Below are 17,411 nucleotides of genomic sequence, written 5' to 3' on the forward strand. Positions count from 1 at the left end.
TTCTAAACAACTAGGACAGGCCCGCAATCCTGTCAAAACCCGGCCGACCGGCCGGTAAGCCCGTTCGCTACCGCTTGATGGGTGATTACCCCCAAGCGTTGCGTCATTCGACGAGCCGATTGCGGAGCCGGCCCTTTCCTGTGATGCGTCGCGGCCATGCTGCGCCGCAGTCGGATCGAGTATCGCACAACCTGCCGGAGCTGGCTGAGGGCGCTCGCCGGGCCAACCGGCGGCGGGCTAACCGCTGAACAGCAAGTGAGTCGATTATGCGACTTTTCAAGACGGCCCGCTTGCGCAACCGCACATAACGAAAGCGGGAAATACCCTGGAAAGTGCCTGTTTGCAACGCGACACCGGCATCTCAAAATTTTCTTGACACTCGAATTAAGAGCCTCAACAATCAAGCTGGCACTTTTTTCACTGAGCCATAATCCGAAAAAATGCCGATGGTGAGCTTGTGAGGAGGGAGCGGCTGCCTCGCGCGGTCGTCGAGCTTTTCGAGGGCTCGTGGTAGTGACATGAGTTACAGGGGAAGTTGGAATGGCAACTGGTACGGTCAAATGGTTCAATGACGCAAAAGGTTTCGGATTCATCACGCCTGACGAAGGTGGTGAGGATCTGTTTGCACACTTCTCGGCCATCCAGATGAATGGGTTCAAGACCCTCAAGGAAGGTCAAAAAGTAACCTTCGAGGTCGTGCAAGGCCCGAAAGGCAAACAGGCATCGAACATCCAGGCACCCGCCTGAAACTGTTCGTTACCCGTCCTTTGAAACCCGGCTTCGTGCCGGGTTTCTTTTTTGCGCGGCGCGTTCTGATCGCAGGCCTTAGGCACCCTCTGGACACCGGCGAAGGCAGATGTTGTCCCGAGTATCAGGGATCCGTCAGTTTTCCGTACGTTATCGCACTTTCCATCCACCATTTCGACACGCCAAAAAAAAACCCCGGCCGCCTCTGAACGGCACGGCGCCGGGGTTTTTAACACGAGCCGGGGAACCCGGCGCGAATCGCTTACATGTTTTCGATCAACACCTGACCAAAGCCCGAGCAGGATACTTGCGTCGCGCCTTCCATCAAGCGGGCGAAGTCATACGTGACCCGCTTTTGCAGAATCGACTTTTCCATCGACTTGATAATCAGGTCGGCTGCTTCGATCCAGCCCAGATGGCGCAGCATCATCTCTGCCGAGAGGATTTCCGAACCCGGATTCACGTAGTCCTTCCCTGCGTATTTCGGCGCGGTGCCGTGCGTGGCTTCGAACATTGCAACCGAATCCGACATGTTCGCGCCCGGCGCAATCCCGATACCGCCCACTTGCGCAGCCAGCGCGTCCGACACGTAGTCGCCGTTCAGATTCAGCGTGGCGATCACATCGTATTCGGCCGGGCGCAACAGGATCTGCTGTAGGAACGCGTCGGCGATTACATCCTTCACCACGACGTCGCCACCCGTTTTCGGGTTCTTGATCTTCATCCACGGGCCGCCGTCGATCAGCTCCGCACCGAATTCCTTTTGCGCCAGCGCATAACCGTAGTCACGGAATGCGCCTTCCGTGAACTTCATGATGTTGCCTTTATGCACCAGCGTGACCGAGCGGCGCTCATTGTCGAGCGCATACTGGATCGCCTTGCGCACCAGACGCTCCGTGCCCTCGCGCGACACCGGCTTGATACCGATCCCCGACGTTGCCGGGAAGCGGATTTTCTTCACGCCCATTTCTTCCTGCAGGAACTTGATGACCTTCTTCGCCTGTTCCGACTCGGCAGCCCATTCGATACCTGCGTAGATGTCTTCCGAGTTCTCGCGGAAGATCACCATGTTGGTCTTTTCCGGCTCACGCACCGGCGACGGCACGCCCTTGAAATACTGCACCGGGCGCAGGCAGACATATAGATCGAGTTCCTGACGCAGCGCCACGTTCAGCGAACGGATACCGCCGCCCACAGGGGTGGTGAGCGGACCCTTGATCGACACCACATATTCCTTCAGCACCTGCAGCGTTTCTTCCGGCAGCCAGACGTCCGGGCCGTACACCTTGGTCGACTTCTCGCCTGCGTAGATTTCCATCCAGTGGATTTTCTTCTTGCCTGCGTAGGCCTTTTCTACTGCGGCATCCACCACCTTCAACATCACCGGCGTGATGTCGAGGCCCGTACCGTCGCCTTCGATATAAGGAATGATTGGCTGGTCGGAAACATTGAGCGAGAAATCTGCGTTGACAGTAATCTTGTCACCGCCGGTCGGAACCTTGATGTGCTGATACGGCATGATCGGACTCCAGTGAAGGCTGTGCTGAAAGCTGATGGGAGACTGCGGAAACTGGCCGCTCCTCGCTACGCGCAATGCCGGACGCCTGCGAGCGCCCTGGTCGCCTATTCTAGCCCACACGGACGCTGCAACGAGCCCATAGCGGCTCCGGGTTTTCCAACATTGTCGAAAATCAAAACGACAGGCCGAATACTCTTATATCTTATATAAGACAAATGACTTTCTGTCGCGCATTATGCATTACTATTCCGCCATTTACTACCGAACCGGCGCCCTTAAAGCCCGATCTGCGCTTCACGCTGCGGCGGCCGCCACTCGACTTTCACCATTCCACTATGCGTCTTCTCGCCCTGAACAAACCGTTCGGTACCATCTGCCAGTTTTCGCCTCACGAAACGCGGGCGTCGCTGGCCGACTGGGTCAAGGTGCCCGGCGTCTATCCGGCGGGCCGGCTCGACTCCGATAGCGAAGGGTTGCTGCTTCTCACCGACGACGGCGCACTACAAGCACGCATTGCCGAGCCGCGTCACAAGCTCGTCAAACGTTATTGGGCACAAGTGGAAGGCGCGGTCGACGAAGCCACGCTGAAGAAACTCGCGCAGGGTGTGGATCTCGGCGATTACGTGACACGACCCTGCCGCGCCGAGTATGTCGAACCGGCCGGATCGTTGTGGGTGCGCAATCCGCCGATCCGCTATCGCGCCGCCATTCCGACCACGTGGATCGCGTTGTCGATCACCGAAGGCAAGAACCGTCAGGTGCGTCGCATGACCGCGGCGGTCGGTTTTCCGACATTGCGCCTCGTGCGCGTTGGCGTCGGCGCGCTTGACATTTTTTCACTCGGACTGCAGCCGGGAGAGAGTGTCGAATTGCCAACCAAGGCACCATGGGAAGGCGTGGTTTGAACGCTATGGAATAAGCGCAACGCCTGCACGAACCCAGAGTGAATGGGCATTTTCACCGCCAGTAAAAAATCTAACTCGTTGTATCCGCAAACAAAATGGCGCGTGAAACCAAAATGAGAGATGCGTGAAACAACCACGCCGGCGATCGTCGTACGGTTATCCATTCGCATGCGCGCGTGGACATATAAATTTTCCGGAAAATTCACGTCAACCGGCACGCGAGCTCACGCGTTATTCGACGCAGATGCCGCCCGAAGCTATCCGGCATTCAGCCTTAAGGGCCTTTGCACAAGCCGCGCAAGCGGTAAGTACAGGGAGTCTGAGCGCTAGGCAGACGTGTCGAAAAATTGTTCGATGCGGCTGTCAACCGAAAGGTGGATGGCACGTTTACCGACATGACTCCATATATAACCGGGTCATTTGGTTAATTAACTCAAGCTGAGGATTCACAAAATGAACAAACTGATCGCCGCTCTGGTCGCTGGTCTCTTCGCAACGGCAGCATTCGCACAAGCTTCGGCACCGGTAGCAGCTTCGGCAGCTCCGATGGCAGCAGCTTCGTCGGCAAAGAAGACCACGAAGCACGCTCACAAGAAGTCGCACAAGAAGGCAGCAGCAGCTGCTGCAGCTTCGGGCGCTTCGGAGTAAGTTTGTTGTAAAAACGCAGTCAAGAACTCGCTTCATTGCCGTTCTTACGGCGTTGAAAGGCAGATCACCGCAAGGCGATCTGCCTTTTTGTTTGTGACGCGCTCGCGTAACATTCGCGGGTTAATTTCCAGCAAGGAGTCATGCCGTGCGATTTCCCATGCGCTCGTTGATTGCGCGTTTCGCTGTTGCCGTGGCACTGCCGCTCGCCGCAATGTCGTTTGCCGCTACCACCGCCGCTCCCGCTCATGCACAGCAGATGCCGGCCGGCGCGAAACAGCCCAGCGAATTTCCACGCGCGAAGCTGACGGCGGGCATGTTCGTGATCGACGCCGCCGTTGCCGCGAACGATGCGGACCGCGAGCAAGGTCTCATGTATCGCACGAACCTCGCGCCGAACGAAGGCATGCTGTTCGTCTTCAACGAAAACGCCGTGCATTGCTTCTGGATGAAGAACACGCTGATCCCGCTGTCGGTCGCGTTCATGCGCGCCGACGGCACGGTCACCGACATCGACGAAATGCAGGCCGAGACCACCAACAATCACTGCCCGAAGAACAACGGCGTGTATGCGTTGGAAATGAGCAAGGGCTGGTTCTCGTCGAAAGGCATCAAACCGGGAATGAAGATCCAGGGCTTGCCGGCCGCGCAATAAAAACGCGCCGGCCACGGCTTCGGCCGCCACATCTTCGCCAGTTGCTTTTGAAAAGCCGGAGCCTTTTTACAAGGCGCCGGCTTTTTCATTTGCAAGGCGGCGCGTGCCGTGCCGCCCGCCGAAGCCCTGCCAGCAGGCGTTCACGACCGGCCGGCAACATTCCTGCAAAAGACGGGCCGACGCGCTATCCTTGTATTCTTAGCAAAGCAGCACCCAGGCTCCCCGGGCAGCACAGACTGCCGCCCGGCAAGCGTTTCAGGCGCGCCATTCCAAGGAGGTTCACGTGCCCCGCAAGACTCCCATCGAGCGCTACCGAAATATCGGCATTAGCGCTCACATCGATGCCGGCAAAACCACCACCACTGAACGCATCCTGTTCTACACCGGCGTGACCCACAAGATCGGCGAGGTTCACGACGGTGCGGCGACGATGGACTGGATGGAACAGGAGCAGGAGCGCGGCATCACCATCACGTCGGCGGCCACCACCGCTTTCTGGAAGGGCATGGCCGGCAACTATCCGGAACACCGCATCAACATCATCGACACTCCGGGCCACGTCGACTTCACGATCGAAGTGGAGCGCTCCATGCGCGTGCTCGACGGCGCGTGCATGGTGTACGACTCGGTCGGCGGCGTGCAGCCGCAGTCCGAAACGGTGTGGCGCCAGGCGAACAAGTACAAGGTGCCGCGCATTGCGTTCGTCAACAAGATGGACCGTGTCGGCGCGGACTTCTTCCGTGTGCAGCGGCAGATCGGCGATCGTCTGAAGGGCGTCGCGGTGCCGATCCAGATTCCGGTCGGTGCGGAGGATCATTTCCAGGGCGTGGTCGACCTCGTCAAGATGAAGGCGATTTTCTGGGACGAAGAAAACCAGGGGATCAAATTCGAGTACAGAGAAATCCCGGCCGAGCTGGCGGCTACCGCGAAGGAATGGCACGACAAAATGGTCGAAGCCGCGGCCGAAGCCGATGAGAACCTGCTCGAGAAATACCTCGGCGGCGAGACGCTGACCGAGGAGGAAATCAAGCACGGTATCCGCGTGCGCACGATCAGGAACGAGATCGTGCCGATGCTGTGCGGCAGCGCGTTCAAGAACAAGGGCGTGCAAGCCATGCTCGACGCGGTGATCGACTATCTGCCGTCGCCGCTCGATATCCCCGCGATCACGGGTCACGACGAGCACGATAAGGAAATCGAGCGTCATCCGAGAGACGACGATCCGTTCTCCGCGCTGGCCTTCAAGATCATGACCGACCCGTTCGTCGGCCAGCTGATTTTCTTCCGCGTGTATTCGGGCGTGGTGAATTCGGGCGACACCGTCTACAACGCGATCAAGGAAAAGAAGGAACGCCTTGGCCGGATCCTGCAGATGCATGCGAACGAGCGCAAGGAAATCAAGGAAGTCTACGCAGGCGACATCGCCGCGGCAGTCGGCTTGAAAGAAGCGACCACGGGTGACACGCTGTGCGATCCGAACCACGTGATCATCCTTGAAAAGATGATCTTTCCGGAACCGGTGATTTCGCAGGCCGTCGAGCCGAAGACCAAGGTCGACCAGGAAAAGATGGGCATCGCGCTGAACCGCCTGGCCCAGGAAGACCCGTCGTTCCGCGTGCAGACGGATGAAGAATCCGGCCAGACCATCATCTCCGGGATGGGCGAGTTGCACCTGGAAATTCTGGTCGACCGGATGAAGCGCGAGTTCGGCGTCGAGGCGACTGTCGGCAAGCCGCAGGTTGCCTACCGCGAAACGGTGCGCAACAAGGTCGAGGATATCGAAGGCAAGTTCGTCAAGCAGTCGGGCGGCCGCGGCCAATACGGCCACGCGGTGATCACGCTCGAACCTGCGCCGCAAGGCAAGGGCTACGAGTTCGTCGACGCGATCAAAGGCGGCGTGATTCCACGCGAATACATTCCGGCAGTCGACAAAGGCATTACGGAAACGCTGAAGGCCGGCGTGCTCGCGGGCTATCCGGTGGTCGACGTGAAAGTGACGCTGACCTTCGGTTCGTACCACGACGTCGACTCGAACGAAAACGCGTTCCGCATGGCTGGTTCGATAGCCTTCAAGGAAGCAATGCGCAAGGCCAGGCCCGTGCTGCTCGAACCGATGATGGCCGTCGAAGTGGAAACGCCCGAAGACTTCATGGGCAACGTGATGGGCGACCTGTCGAGCCGTCGCGGACTCGTGCAAGGCATGGAAGACATCGCCGGTGGCGGCGGCAAGCTGGTGCGCGCCGAAGTGCCGCTCGCGGAGATGTTCGGCTATTCGACGTCGCTGCGTTCAGCAACTCAAGGCCGCGCCACGTACACAATGGAGTTCAAGCACTACGCTGAAACGCCGAATAACGTGGCCGAGTCCGTCATCAACGCGAAGCATAAGTAAGCGCGAAGGGTTGCGACACGCCATGTGCTGCAACCCAGGCTGCAATGAAGGCAAATGACAAAAAGCCTGTCCCGAGTGTGGACGGGCTTTTTTTCGTCCGCGACACCGCCTGTGGCGGCAGGCAACACACACGTTGTTGAACGTGCAAAAATGTCAAACGGCGCCGCGCCGACCGCCCGGACTAACGCCCAATGAGGAGAGACACCATGAGCCAGGATCATGAACACCCGCATTACAAGGATGAGCAACCGCCGGCACCTACCGACTGGCGCGAACACGGTGTCAAGGTCATCAAAGGTGACCAGCTCGACAGCAACACCGCGCAAACGCCGGGCATGAATCGCGCGGCGGCGATCAATGCCGCGCGTGTCGGCGCGCAGAAAATCTGGGCCGGCACCGTGACGATTCATCCGAATGCCAAGACCGGCGCGCATCATCACGGCGCGCTCGAAAGCGTGATCTACGTGGTGCGCGGTCAGGCACGCATGCGCTGGGGCGAGCATCTCGAGTTCACGGCCGAAGCCGGCCCGGGGGATTTCATCTTCGTTCCGCCTTATGTGCCGCATCAGGAAATCAACGCAAGCACCGACGATCCGCTCGAATGCGTGCTGGTACGCAGCGACAATGAAGCGGTGGTGGTGAATCTGAACATCGACGCAGTGGAAGCGCCTGAAACGGTCTTCTGGGTCGATCCGATTCACAAGCATCCGCACGATCACTAAACCGCTTTCACGCGACCATGGAGCGTTGTGGCGACGACACACGCCGGCCCTTTTATCCGCAAAACGGGAACCCGACCGCACAGCAAGCGCTCCGAATGGATGGGCAATCGCTTACACTGAAACCGCTTCTCGCCACTGCAGTTCATTACAGCTTTTCGTCATTGCATTAAAGTCGCGCCGTCGCGTGTATCCTGCGCGGCCCTTCAGAACCGACAGCAGAACGGACTGGACACGCCATCGATGAAGACTCCCGCAGACCGATTTCCCGAACTCGACGCAGCCCGCCGCACCGGCGACGCCTACGGCAACCACGCCATCGACGAATTTGTCGCCGGACGCATCACGCGCCGCGATCTGCTGCGCTATGCGAGCGTGATCGGTTTGTCGCTGGTTGGCGGCGGCGTGCTGAATGCGCCGCAAGCGCGTGCGCAAGGCGCACCGAGCCCGTCTAACCAGACGATCCGGGTAGCCCATCTGACGCCCGCCGGCGCGGTCGATCCGCTCACCGTGACCGATGCCGCGAGCCTCGCGCTGCTGAATCAGACCGGTGAATTCCTGATCGACGACGACGGCGAAAAGCTCGTCCTGAAGCCGGCGCTTGCCTTGTCGTGGAAGCCGAACGACAAGGGCGACGTGTGGACCTTCAAGCTGCGCCCGAACGTCAAGTTTCACGACGGTCAGGTATTCACGGCCAAAGACGTGGCGGCCACCTTCGATCGGCTCGCCGATCCGGCCAGCGGTTCGGCGGCGCTCTCGGTGCTCAAAGGCGTGCTGTCCAAAGGCGGCGCGAAAGTGGTCGACGACCACACCGTCGCATTCCATCTCGACGCGCCGAACGGCAACTTCCCGTACTACGTTTCCTCCGACAATTACAACGCCGTGATCCTGCCCGCGAACTATGCGGGCGGTTATGAAAAGAGCTTCATTGGCACAGGTCCGTTCAAGCTCGAAAAGTATCAGGCGAAGGTCGGCGCGTCGTTCGTGCGCAATCCCGATTACTGGGGCGACAAAGCGTTACCGCAGCGCGTACAGTTTTCGTTCTATGCCGACGAACAGGCGCAATTGCTCGCGTTGCAGGGTCATCAGGCCGACGTAATGGGCACCTTCACCGTGCAGGGCGGCGCCGGTATTCTGAACAATCCCGACTTCAAGGCGGTCGGCGTCAAATCGAGCGCGCATCGGCAGATTCATATGCGCAACGACAATCCGTTGTTCAAGGACAAGCGCGTGCGCCAGGCGTTGGCGTTGTCGCTCGATCGCGACGTGCTGGTGCGCGGGTTGTTCAAAGGCCGCGCGCAACTCGGCAACGACAGTCCGTTCGCGCCCGTCTTTCCGTCATCGGATGCGGGTGTCGCGCAACGCAGGATCGACGTCGCCAAGGCGAAGCAACTGCTTGCGCAGGCGGGCGTGCCGAACGGCTTCGACGTCACGCTGACCACCGAAAAATACATGGAGATTCCCGATCTCGCCGTGGTCGTGCAGAATGCCGCGAAGGCGATCGGCGTACGCATCAATCTGAAGGTCGAGAGCCAGTCGCTGTATTACGGCGCCGGCACGCCGGGCAAGTCCGATTGGCTGGACTCGCCGCTCGGCATCACCGACTACGGTCATCGCGGCGTGCCGAACGTGTTTCTGAACGCGCCGCTCACCAGTACCGGCACGTGGAACGCCGCGCACTTCAAGAACCCGCAATACGATCAACTGGTCGCGCAGTTCGTCGCGGCGATCGATCTGGGCACGCAGAAGAAAATCTCCGGACAGATCCAGACGCTGCTGCTCGACGAAACGCCCGTGATCATTCCGTTCTTCTACGATCAACTGATTGCGATGCGCAAGGGTGTGAATGGCGTGCGCTTCACTGCGCTCGCGCAACTTTATTTCGACCGCGCGGTGTTGAGCGCGTAATGTCAACGCAACAGCGGCGAACGCAAAAACCGTTGAACGCATGAGCGCACGGCGCTTCTTCGGCAGGAGATCACGATGTCGACCACGGTGACCCCTTCCGCCTCCCCGGTCTCGAGCGGCAACGCGGGCCGCGTCGTGCGTTTTCTGGCGACGCGGGTCGGTCTATCGCTGATTACACTGTGGCTGCTGTCGGTAATCGTGTTCGCTGGCGGCCAACTGCTGCCCGGCGATATCGGCCGCGCGGTGCTCGGGCCGCTCGCCGATGCGCGCGCGGTCGCGGCGCTCAATCATCAACTCGGCGCGGACCGACCGCTCTTCACGCAATACGTCGAGTGGATCTCGCATTTCGTGCGCGGCGATATGGGTCTCTCGTATGCGTACCGCGAACCGGTCGGACCGTTTATCGCCGACGCGCTGGCGCATTCGGCGAAGCTCGGTCTGCTCGCGTTTATCGTCGTCGTGCCGCTCGGCATTGCAGGCGGCGTCTGGTCGGCGATGCACGCGGGACGCTGGCTCGATCGCACCATCAGCATCGCCGGTTTGTCCGCGACCGTGGTGCCGGAATTCGTCTCGTCGATCGTGCTGATTCTGGTGTTCGGTGTGTGGCTGCGCTGGCTGCCGATCGAAGCGTCGTATCCGCCCGAAGCGAGCGCAGTCGAACAGTTGCGGCATCTGGTTCTGCCGGTGCTGCCGCTGGTGCTGGTGTTCTTCGGCTATATCGCGCGGATGGCGCGAGCGGGCACTGTCGAAGCGCTCGACGCGGATTACACACGCACCGCAATCCTCAAAGGCTTGCCGCGCCATACCGTGATCTGGCGGCACGTCTTGCGCAACGCGCTGCTGCCCACCATCACCGTCGCCGCGACGCAGCTCGGCTACATGATCGGCGGCCTCGTGGTGGTGGAGACGCTGTTCCACTATCAAGGCATCGGCTCGCTGATCTACAACGCCGCCAAGGCCAAAGACTTTCCAATGCTCGAAGCGGGCGTGCTGACAATCGGCGTGGTCTACACCGTCGCGAATCTGGTTGCCGATGCGCTGCATATCCTGCTCAACCCGCGTCTGCGGGTGAGGAGCGCCGAATGAGCACCATCGTTCCGCCGGCCGCGCCGCCTGCTCCACGTCCGGCTACGGAGCCGCGCTTCGACCCGTTGCGCGTGCTGCTGCGCTCGCCCACGTTTGTGATCGGCGTGCTGATCGTCGGGTGGTGGATCGTCTGTGCGATCGGCGGCCAATGGATCGTGCGGATCGATCCGTATGCATCCGATCCGCTCAACTCGCTCATGCCGCCCGATAGCACCCATTGGTTCGGCACCGATCAACTCGGCCGCGACGTGTTCTCGCGGGTGATCGTCGGCGCGCGCGACATTCTGACCATCGCGCCTTTGGCGACCGTGCTGGGCACGGTCGCCGGCACCGCGCTGGGATTGATCGTGGGCTATTTCGAAGGTTGGGTCGACAACGTAGTGGGACGCGCGATCGACGCCGTACTCGCGCTGCCGCTCGTGATCGTCGCGTTGCTCGCGCTGGCTGCGGTCGGCGCATCGAACTTCACTGTGATCCTCGTGATCGGCATCACCTTCACGCCGATCACCGCGCGTACCGTGCGCGCCGCCGTGTTCGCCGAACGGCATCTGGACTACGTCGCTGCCGCGCAACTGCGCGGCGAACGCGCGCCCTACATCATGTTCGTGGAGATCCTGCCGAACGTGCTGCCGCCGATCATCGTCGAGGCCACTGTGCGCCTCGGGTATGCGATTTTCGCTGTCGCGACGCTGTCGTTTCTCGGCTTCGGCATCCAGCCGCCTTCCTCCGACTGGGGTCTCGCGCTGTCCGAGTCGTACACCCTGATGGCAGGCGGTGCATGGTGGACGGTGGTGTTCGCGGCCGGCGCGATCGCCACGCTCGTGGTCGGCGTGAATCTGATCGCCGATAGCGTGCAAGGCGTGCTCGACCGATGAACGGCCCGCCGCCTGCCTCCTTCCCCGCCTTCGATGTCTCGAAGAGCGATCGCACCGATGCGCTGACCGTCGTCGGCCTGACGGTCACGTATCGGATGCGCGGACGCGATCGCGAAGTGCTGCAAGACGTATCGTTTCGCATTCGGCGAGGCGAAGCGTACGGCCTCGTCGGCGAATCGGGATGCGGCAAATCGACGGTCGCCATGGCGGCGCTGCGCTATCTGCCGCGCAACGGCAAGGTGAAGGCGGGCAAGATCATCATCGCCGGCCAGGACGTGCAGAAGCTCGATGCCGACGCTTTGCGGATGATGCGCGCGACTGCGATCTCGATGGTCTATCAGGATCCGGGACGCGCATTGAATCCCTCGCTGACGATCGCGCGGCAAGTCAGCGAAGCGTTCGAGGCAGCCGGTGTCTCGCGTGACGAAGCCGTGCAGCGTACCGTCGAAATCCTGAAACGCGTGCGCATCGCTTCGCCCGAGCGCGTGATGGACAGCTATCCGCATCAACTGTCGGGCGGCATGCAGCAGCGCGTGGTCATCGCGATGGCGCTCGCATCGAACCCGGCCTTGCTGATTCTCGACGAACCGACCACGGGTCTCGACGCCACCGTCGAAGCCGAAGTGCTCGACCTCGTTGCGCAACTGCGCGAGGAACTCGGCACCGCCGTGCTGTTCATCAGCCACAACCTCGCGGTGATCGGGCGGATGTGCGAACGCATTGGCGTGCTGTATGCCGGCAAGCTAGTCGAGGAAGGCGCAACCCAGGACGTGTTCGCACGACCACGGCATCCCTATACGGTTGGACTGCTGCGTTGTTTGCCGACTGAGGGGCGCAGCAAGGACACGGAACGGCTCGATACGATCGCGGGCAACTTGCCCTTGCCCGGTTCGGTCACGCAGGGCTGCATCTACGCGGACCGCTGCCGCCTCGCCAGCGACCGTTGCCGCCGTGAAGCGCCTCCGCCATATCGCGTGAGCGCCGCGCATGGCGATCAGATGGCGCGCTGCCACTACCACGAGCGCGCCATCGAACTGCCGCGCGCGGCTGCGGAAGCATTGCCCCGGCATGCCGATGCGTTGCGTGACGGCGAGCGCCCTGCACTCGTGCTGCGCGCGGAAAAACTCTCGAAGACTTTTCACGTGTCCGGCGCGCCGCTGCGTGCAGTGGACGATGTCTCGATCGATCTGGCGAGTGGCGAAACGCTCGGCCTCGTCGGCGAATCCGGCAGCGGCAAGACGACGCTCGCGAAACTGATGCTCGGCCTGCTCACGCCGGACGCGGGCAGCGTGCTCGAACTCGACGGCGCGCCACTCGCCGCGCGCGTCACGCGACGCAACGACGAGCAGGTCAAATCGCTGCAGATCGTTTTCCAGAATCCGGACTCGGCACTCAATCGCGCACATTCGGTGAAGCGGCTGATCGGCCGCGCGCTGTCGCGCCTCACCGCGTTGCGTGGCGCCGCGATCGACGAACGGCTCACCACGTTGACAGCGGCCGTGCGCTTGCCCGAACGCTACCTCGGCTCACGCACGCGGCAATTGTCGGGGGGACTCAAGCAGCGCGTGGCGATTGCGCGCGCGTTTGCCGGCGAGCCGCGCGTGGTGGTCTGCGACGAGCCCACCTCCGCGCTCGACGTCTCGGTGCAGGCCGCGATTCTTAACCTGCTCGCCGATCTGCAACGCGAGCGCGGCGTGAGCTACGTTTTTATCTCGCACGATTTGCACGTGGTGCGCTATCTGTCAGATCGCATCGCGGTGCTGTACCTCGGCAGGCTGCTGGAGATCGGACCAGCGGCCGCCGTGTTCGACGGACCCCACCATCCCTATACCGAAGCGCTTCTGTCTTCGGTGCCGACACTCGACGCGCACGCCGACAAGGGCCGCATACGCCTGTCCGGCGATCTGCCGAGCGCGGCATCGCCGCCTTCAGGTTGCGTGTTCCATACGCGCTGCCCGCGCAAACTCGGGGCGATCTGCGAACAGCAAGACCCGCCATTCCTCGAAGCGGGCACGAACGACGCCGCCCCGCCGCGCGTGCATCGCATCCGCTGCCATATCCCCGTCGACGAACTGCGTGCGCTGCAAGCCGCCACGCGCGACAACGCAGGCAAGGCCTCAGGCACCGGCTCGGAGAATGCCCCGCAAGATGCCGCGCGCAAGGAGTAGCGCCCGCTAACGCGGCTTTCAGACCACGCGTTTCATCACCGCAACGTTTTCGAGCGTTTTTTCCGCGCGCGTATCGCACGCCCCTATTCGACGCCCGTCGCCGCAAGGCTTTGCGAGCAATGGCATGGATATCGCTAAGTACGGTTCAGACATTCGAAGCTAAAGGAACACGGAGGGATCGGGCGCGCCGCTGGTGCGCATCGCCGGGGGCGCAACGCGATGCGCGACGAGGCCCGCGTTCAGACTGAGCCGTCGCTGACGAATCAGTATGGGAGATGGCGGCAATGAGGTGCCGGCGTTCCCTCGGGGGGGAGATGTGATGAAGACCAGAAAATTCAATCAGCACTACTGCAGGATTATACGGAATGCCGCAATCGTGGCCGGCGTGACCTTGCTGGTGACCCAGGTTGCGTATCCGGCATCGACCGATGTGATCCCCAAGTGGATCGTGCTTGCCGACACGCCATTGCCAGCCAGCGGCGCGCATGCCGCAACGCAACTCGTGCCGGACGACGGCTCGGCGGCAGGCGCGGTGGCCACCGGCGTCGCGCCCGGAGAAACGACCGCTGCCGACGATGCGGCCCTGGTGTTCCGGCCGCGTGACTGTACAGGCATCAACATCGGTGTGTGCGCGCAGCATGGCGGCGGCAACGGCAGCAACGGCGCTGCGAGCGCGAGCAACAGTGGCGCGGGCGCAAGCGGAAATGGTGCGGGCGCCGCCGGCGCAGCGGCAGGCTCGGGGAGCGGCGGTGGTAAGGGTAACGGTGGCGGCGGTGGTGGCGGTAGCGGTGGCGGTAGCGGTGGTGGTAGCGGTGGCGGAAGTAGCGGCGGAAGTAGCGGCGGAAGTAGCGGTGGCGGAAGTAGCGGCGGCGGAAGTAGCGGCGGCAGCAGCGGCGGTTGCGGTGGTTCCAGCGGCGGCTCAGCCGGTGGAAAAGGAGGTGGCCCCGGTAGCGGCGGTGGCTTCGGTGGTGGTTTTGGCGGCGGCTTCGGTGGCGGGTTCGGCGGCGGCTTTGGCGGAGGCTTCGGCGGCGGTCACGGAGGCAAGGGTAGCGGCGGTAGCGGTGGTGGCAATGGCGGAGGGAACGGGCACTAGCAGTCGCCCGCTCTTCGGGTAGGGGGCCCCCGCGCCCTACCCGTCGCTAACCACAGACCTGCGTCCCGTCCGCAGCCCGCCGGCGTCGGCGGTGACGTTTCGATCCCCCGGTCGAGCGTCACCGCCCGAGGCCGGTTGGATTCGACAGCGCACGCAGGCGGCGCGATACATCGGCGCGAACCGCAAGCATGCAGCGCTCGCACACGCTTAAAACCAAAACAATCGTTCGTGTCGTGCGTGACTGGAACCAAACCGAAGCGATTGCCTCATATCAAATTCAACGTTCGATATGAGGGCACTACAACATGCAACGAAACGTCCCCCGCTCCATGGCAAGTACGGCCACCGGCCTGCTGATGGTCACCGCCCTGGGCCTCGCATCGCTCGCCCATGCGCAAAAACCTGCGCAAGCCCCCACTACGTCGGCACAGCCGCAGCCACAATCCATGTCGCAAGCCGCGCCGCCGGTCGATCCCACCTTCTCCGCCTATTCGCTCGCGCAAACCTGCAAACGGAAAACCGACAATGTCGCGCAAGGCCAATGCGTCGGCGCGATCCGCGGCATCATCCACGGCTATCAGTACGGCGTGCTGTTCCTCGGTCAGCGCGCGTCGCTGCCGCCGAACGAAACCCAGCGTGTCTCGCTGTGTTTGCGCAACACGCAGGTCTCGTCGATCGTCGACGAATTCGTGGCCGATGCCGCCCAGGTCAACGAAGATTCGCTCAAGCACACGCCCGCTGAAGTCGCCGTACTGGGCTCCGTGCACATGCACCACGGATGCAATTAAGGATACCGGCGCAGCGTGCCGCGAGCGGCGGCCCGCAAGGCCTGCTGCAAGTCGAACGGCCGCTGCCGCACTTAGAGCATTTCGAGTGGCCGCTTGCCACGCGGTGGTTTGAAGTAAGTGTCGATAGCGGCGAGTTCATGAGCGCCGAGTTGCAGTTGCGACGCGCGATGGTTGTCGCGCACGTGCTCGACGCGGCCCGCCTTCGGAATCGCGAACACCCCGGGCTTTTGCAGCACCCACGCGAGCGCCACCTGAAACACCGAGACGCCGCGTGCGTCGGCGATGTCGTCCAGCGGCGAACGCTTCGGCAAGCGCGCGTGATCGACCGGGCTGTATGCCATCGCCGGCATCGCATGCTCGGCGAGCCAGGGCAACAGGTCGAATTCCGGCCCGCGGCGCGCGACGTTGTAGAGAATCTGATTGGTCGCGCACGCCTCGCCGCCCGGTGTGGCAACAAGTTCTTCCATATCGTCGGTATCGAAGTTGCTGACGCCCCAATGCCGGATCTTGCCCGCGCGGCGCAATGCCTCGAAGGCCTCGACCGTTTCCGCGAGCGGCACCGAGCCGCGCCAGTGCAGCAGATACAGATCGAGCCGATCGGTTTTCAGGCGCTTGAGGCTCTGCTCGCAAGCCGCGATCGCACCACGCCGGCCGGCGTTATGCGGATACACCTTGCTGACGAGAAACACCTGATCGCGCAGCCCCGTCAGCGCTTCGCCGACGAGCGATTCGGTCGCGCCGTCGCCATACATTTCCGCGGTATCGATCAGCGTCATGCCCAGTTCAATGCCGCATTGCAGCGCGGCGATTTCAGCCGCGCGGCGCGCGGGCTGTTCACCCATCTCCCAGGTGCCCTGCCCCAGTTTCGGAATGCGTTCGCCGTCGGGCAGGCTAACGCTTGCGATGTCGGTCGTCATGCTTTCTCCTCGAAGTGCCTGGATGTGCGGCGATGCCCGTACCCTGATGCACGCGGGCGAATGCGCGGCGCGTGCCACGGAAATCATAGCGACGAGTTTAGCGGTTGAACGGACACCCGATCGGCCACCAGGCAAAAGCCCGCTATAACGGAGTGCGCCGATGTCATAGAATTGCCCCTTGCCCTTTTTGCGTGAGCCCCATGACCTCTGCCTCGGAAGACCGCTGGCGCGACCTGCGCCCGGACCCGGAAAGCGACACGCCGCTATATCTGCAACTTGCTCGCAAGCTCGGCAGTGCGATTCACGAAAACCGTTGGAACGCCGGGGAGGCGCTGCCTTCGGAGCGCGTGCTGTCCGAGGCACTCGGCGTATCGCGGATCACGTCGCGCAAGGCGATTGCCTTACTGGTCGAACAGGGATTGATTCGCCGCACTCAAGGTGCCGGCAGCTTCATCACGCCACGGTATGAAGATCCGCTGTCGCGTCTATCGAGTTTCAGCGAGATGCTGCGGCGGCGCGGCTTCACGCCGAGCTCGAAGTGGTTGTCGCGGGAGATTTCGCCCGCCAATCGTGACGAGGTGATTCAGCTCGGCTTATCGCCGGCAGCTGCCGTGACCCGATTGCGCCGCCTGCGGCTGGCCGACGGCATCGTGATGGCCGTGGAGAATTCGACCTTCCCTGCTGCGATGATTCCTGATCCTCAGGCGATCGGCGATTCGTTGTACACGTATCTGGAGAATCGCGGGCTGACGATTGTGCGCGCGCTGCAGCATTTTCGCGCGGTAAACGCGAGCGAAGAGATCGCGCAGCAGATGAGCATCGCCCCCAACGAGGCACTGTTGCTGATCACGCGCGTGGGCTATACCGCTGATCAGCGGGCGATCGAGTTGACGGACACCTACTGCCGGAACGATTACTACGATTTCGTCGCGGAACTTAGAAAATAGTCTTTTGCCCACGCGGCGCCTTTTCCGGCGCACCTTCGGCCGAGTGCGGC

At 62.0% G+C, this 17,411-nt stretch carries 15 protein-coding genes; 13 read left to right on the top strand and 2 right to left on the bottom strand.

Translation table 11 applies throughout. From position 1 onward, the window contains the following. Positions 1 to 540: 540 nt before the first annotated feature. Positions 541 to 747 (top strand): cold-shock protein, encoded by a 207-nt coding sequence (locus ACAX43_RS05535; protein WP_007180614.1) that lies wholly within the window; start codon positions 541 to 543, stop codon positions 745 to 747. Between the two features lie 262 nt (positions 748 to 1,009). Here ACAX43_RS05535 and icd read toward each other — a convergent pair whose 3' ends face one another. Next, entirely contained in the window at positions 1,010 to 2,266 is a 1,257-nt protein-coding gene (gene icd, locus ACAX43_RS05540; protein ID WP_370707407.1) for an NADP-dependent isocitrate dehydrogenase, read from the bottom strand. 335 nt (positions 2,267 to 2,601) lie between these two features. On the opposite strand from icd, the gene ACAX43_RS05545 reads away from it, so the two are divergent. The 11 genes from ACAX43_RS05545 to ACAX43_RS05595 all read left to right on the top strand — a co-directional run bounded on the left by ACAX43_RS05545 (position 2,602) and on the right by ACAX43_RS05595 (position 15,497). Further along, positions 2,602 to 3,171, top strand: a complete 570-nt coding sequence (locus tag ACAX43_RS05545; protein WP_370707408.1) for a pseudouridine synthase — start codon at positions 2,602 to 2,604, stop codon at positions 3,169 to 3,171. Positions 3,172 to 3,624: 453 nt separating this feature from the next. Further along, the gene (locus ACAX43_RS05550; RefSeq protein ID WP_370707409.1) at positions 3,625 to 3,819 is read left to right on the top strand and encodes a hypothetical protein; all 195 of its coding nucleotides are present in this window, start codon (positions 3,625 to 3,627) and stop codon (positions 3,817 to 3,819) included. A 145-nt stretch (positions 3,820 to 3,964) separates the two neighbouring features. After that, a complete protein-coding gene (locus ACAX43_RS05555; protein WP_370707410.1) occupies positions 3,965 to 4,471 on the top strand; it encodes a DUF192 domain-containing protein in 507 nt (168 codons plus the stop codon). Positions 4,472 to 4,754: 283 nt separating this feature from the next. After that, on the top strand, positions 4,755 to 6,860 hold the full coding sequence (gene fusA / locus ACAX43_RS05560; RefSeq protein ID WP_370707411.1) for an elongation factor G: 2,106 nt from the start codon (positions 4,755 to 4,757) through the stop codon (positions 6,858 to 6,860). A 206-nt stretch (positions 6,861 to 7,066) separates the two neighbouring features. Next, positions 7,067 to 7,582, top strand: coding sequence for a cupin domain-containing protein (locus ACAX43_RS05565; RefSeq protein WP_370707412.1), 516 nt, complete (start codon positions 7,067 to 7,069; stop codon positions 7,580 to 7,582). Between the two features lie 240 nt (positions 7,583 to 7,822). Beyond that, entirely contained in the window at positions 7,823 to 9,487 is a 1,665-nt protein-coding gene (locus ACAX43_RS05570) for an ABC transporter substrate-binding protein (RefSeq protein WP_370707413.1), read from the top strand. Positions 9,488 to 9,562: 75 nt separating this feature from the next. Further along, positions 9,563 to 10,573, top strand: coding sequence for an ABC transporter permease (locus ACAX43_RS05575; RefSeq protein ID WP_370707414.1), 1,011 nt, complete (start codon positions 9,563 to 9,565; stop codon positions 10,571 to 10,573). Beyond that, complete coding sequence (locus tag ACAX43_RS05580) at positions 10,570 to 11,448, top strand: ABC transporter permease (protein ID WP_370707415.1); 879 nt, start codon at positions 10,570 to 10,572, stop codon at positions 11,446 to 11,448. The genes ACAX43_RS05575 and ACAX43_RS05580 overlap by 4 nt, the downstream gene beginning before the upstream one ends. Further along, the gene (locus ACAX43_RS05585; RefSeq protein WP_370707416.1) at positions 11,445 to 13,616 is read left to right on the top strand and encodes an ABC transporter ATP-binding protein; all 2,172 of its coding nucleotides are present in this window, start codon (positions 11,445 to 11,447) and stop codon (positions 13,614 to 13,616) included. The genes ACAX43_RS05580 and ACAX43_RS05585 overlap by 4 nt, the downstream gene beginning before the upstream one ends. 319 nt (positions 13,617 to 13,935) lie before the next feature. Then, positions 13,936 to 14,709: a hypothetical protein gene (locus ACAX43_RS05590; RefSeq protein WP_370707417.1), complete on the top strand. Its 774-nt coding sequence runs from the start codon at positions 13,936 to 13,938 to the stop codon at positions 14,707 to 14,709. A 305-nt stretch (positions 14,710 to 15,014) separates the two neighbouring features. Beyond that, positions 15,015 to 15,497 carry a hypothetical protein gene (locus tag ACAX43_RS05595; protein WP_370707418.1) on the top strand — a complete coding sequence of 161 codons (483 nt, stop codon included), beginning with the start codon at positions 15,015 to 15,017 and terminating at the stop codon, positions 15,495 to 15,497. A gap of 71 nt (positions 15,498 to 15,568) precedes the next feature. Here ACAX43_RS05595 and ACAX43_RS05600 read toward each other — a convergent pair whose 3' ends face one another. Continuing rightward, positions 15,569 to 16,414 (bottom strand): aldo/keto reductase, encoded by an 846-nt coding sequence (locus tag ACAX43_RS05600; RefSeq protein WP_370707419.1) that lies wholly within the window; start codon positions 16,412 to 16,414, stop codon positions 15,569 to 15,571. A gap of 200 nt (positions 16,415 to 16,614) precedes the next feature. On the opposite strand from ACAX43_RS05600, the gene ACAX43_RS05605 reads away from it, so the two are divergent. Continuing rightward, positions 16,615 to 17,361 (top strand): GntR family transcriptional regulator, encoded by a 747-nt coding sequence (locus ACAX43_RS05605; protein ID WP_370707420.1) that lies wholly within the window; start codon positions 16,615 to 16,617, stop codon positions 17,359 to 17,361. Positions 17,362 to 17,411 lie beyond the last annotated feature (50 nt).

The organism is Paraburkholderia sp. IW21 (assembly GCF_041321145.1).
Taxonomy (GTDB): Bacteria; Pseudomonadota; Gammaproteobacteria; order Burkholderiales; family Burkholderiaceae; genus Paraburkholderia.

What these genes read in the sequence shown, in the direction of transcription:
- ACAX43_RS05585 (WP_370707416.1), top strand. Translation starts at nt 11,445, where the DNA reads ATGAACGGCCCGCCGCCTGCCTCCTTCCCCGCCTTCGATGTCTCGAAG.
- ACAX43_RS05605 (WP_370707420.1), top strand. Translation starts at nt 16,615, where the DNA reads ATGACCTCTGCCTCGGAAGACCGCTGGCGCGACCTGCGCCCGGACCCG.
- ACAX43_RS05545 (WP_370707408.1), top strand. Translation starts at nt 2,602, where the DNA reads ATGCGTCTTCTCGCCCTGAACAAACCGTTCGGTACCATCTGCCAGTTT.
- ACAX43_RS05550 (WP_370707409.1), top strand. Translation starts at nt 3,625, where the DNA reads ATGAACAAACTGATCGCCGCTCTGGTCGCTGGTCTCTTCGCAACGGCA.
- ACAX43_RS05595 (WP_370707418.1), top strand. Translation starts at nt 15,015, where the DNA reads ATGCAACGAAACGTCCCCCGCTCCATGGCAAGTACGGCCACCGGCCTG.
- ACAX43_RS05580 (WP_370707415.1), top strand. Translation starts at nt 10,570, where the DNA reads ATGAGCACCATCGTTCCGCCGGCCGCGCCGCCTGCTCCACGTCCGGCT.
- ACAX43_RS05590 (WP_370707417.1), top strand. Translation starts at nt 13,936, where the DNA reads ATGAAGACCAGAAAATTCAATCAGCACTACTGCAGGATTATACGGAAT.
- ACAX43_RS05575 (WP_370707414.1), top strand. Translation starts at nt 9,563, where the DNA reads ATGTCGACCACGGTGACCCCTTCCGCCTCCCCGGTCTCGAGCGGCAAC.
- ACAX43_RS05535 (WP_007180614.1), top strand. Translation starts at nt 541, where the DNA reads ATGGCAACTGGTACGGTCAAATGGTTCAATGACGCAAAAGGTTTCGGA.
- ACAX43_RS05600 (WP_370707419.1), bottom strand. Translation starts at nt 16,414, where the DNA reads ATGACGACCGACATCGCAAGCGTTAGCCTGCCCGACGGCGAACGCATT.
- ACAX43_RS05570 (WP_370707413.1), top strand. Translation starts at nt 7,823, where the DNA reads ATGAAGACTCCCGCAGACCGATTTCCCGAACTCGACGCAGCCCGCCGC.
- icd (WP_370707407.1), bottom strand. Translation starts at nt 2,266, where the DNA reads ATGCCGTATCAGCACATCAAGGTTCCGACCGGCGGTGACAAGATTACT.
- ACAX43_RS05565 (WP_370707412.1), top strand. Translation starts at nt 7,067, where the DNA reads ATGAGCCAGGATCATGAACACCCGCATTACAAGGATGAGCAACCGCCG.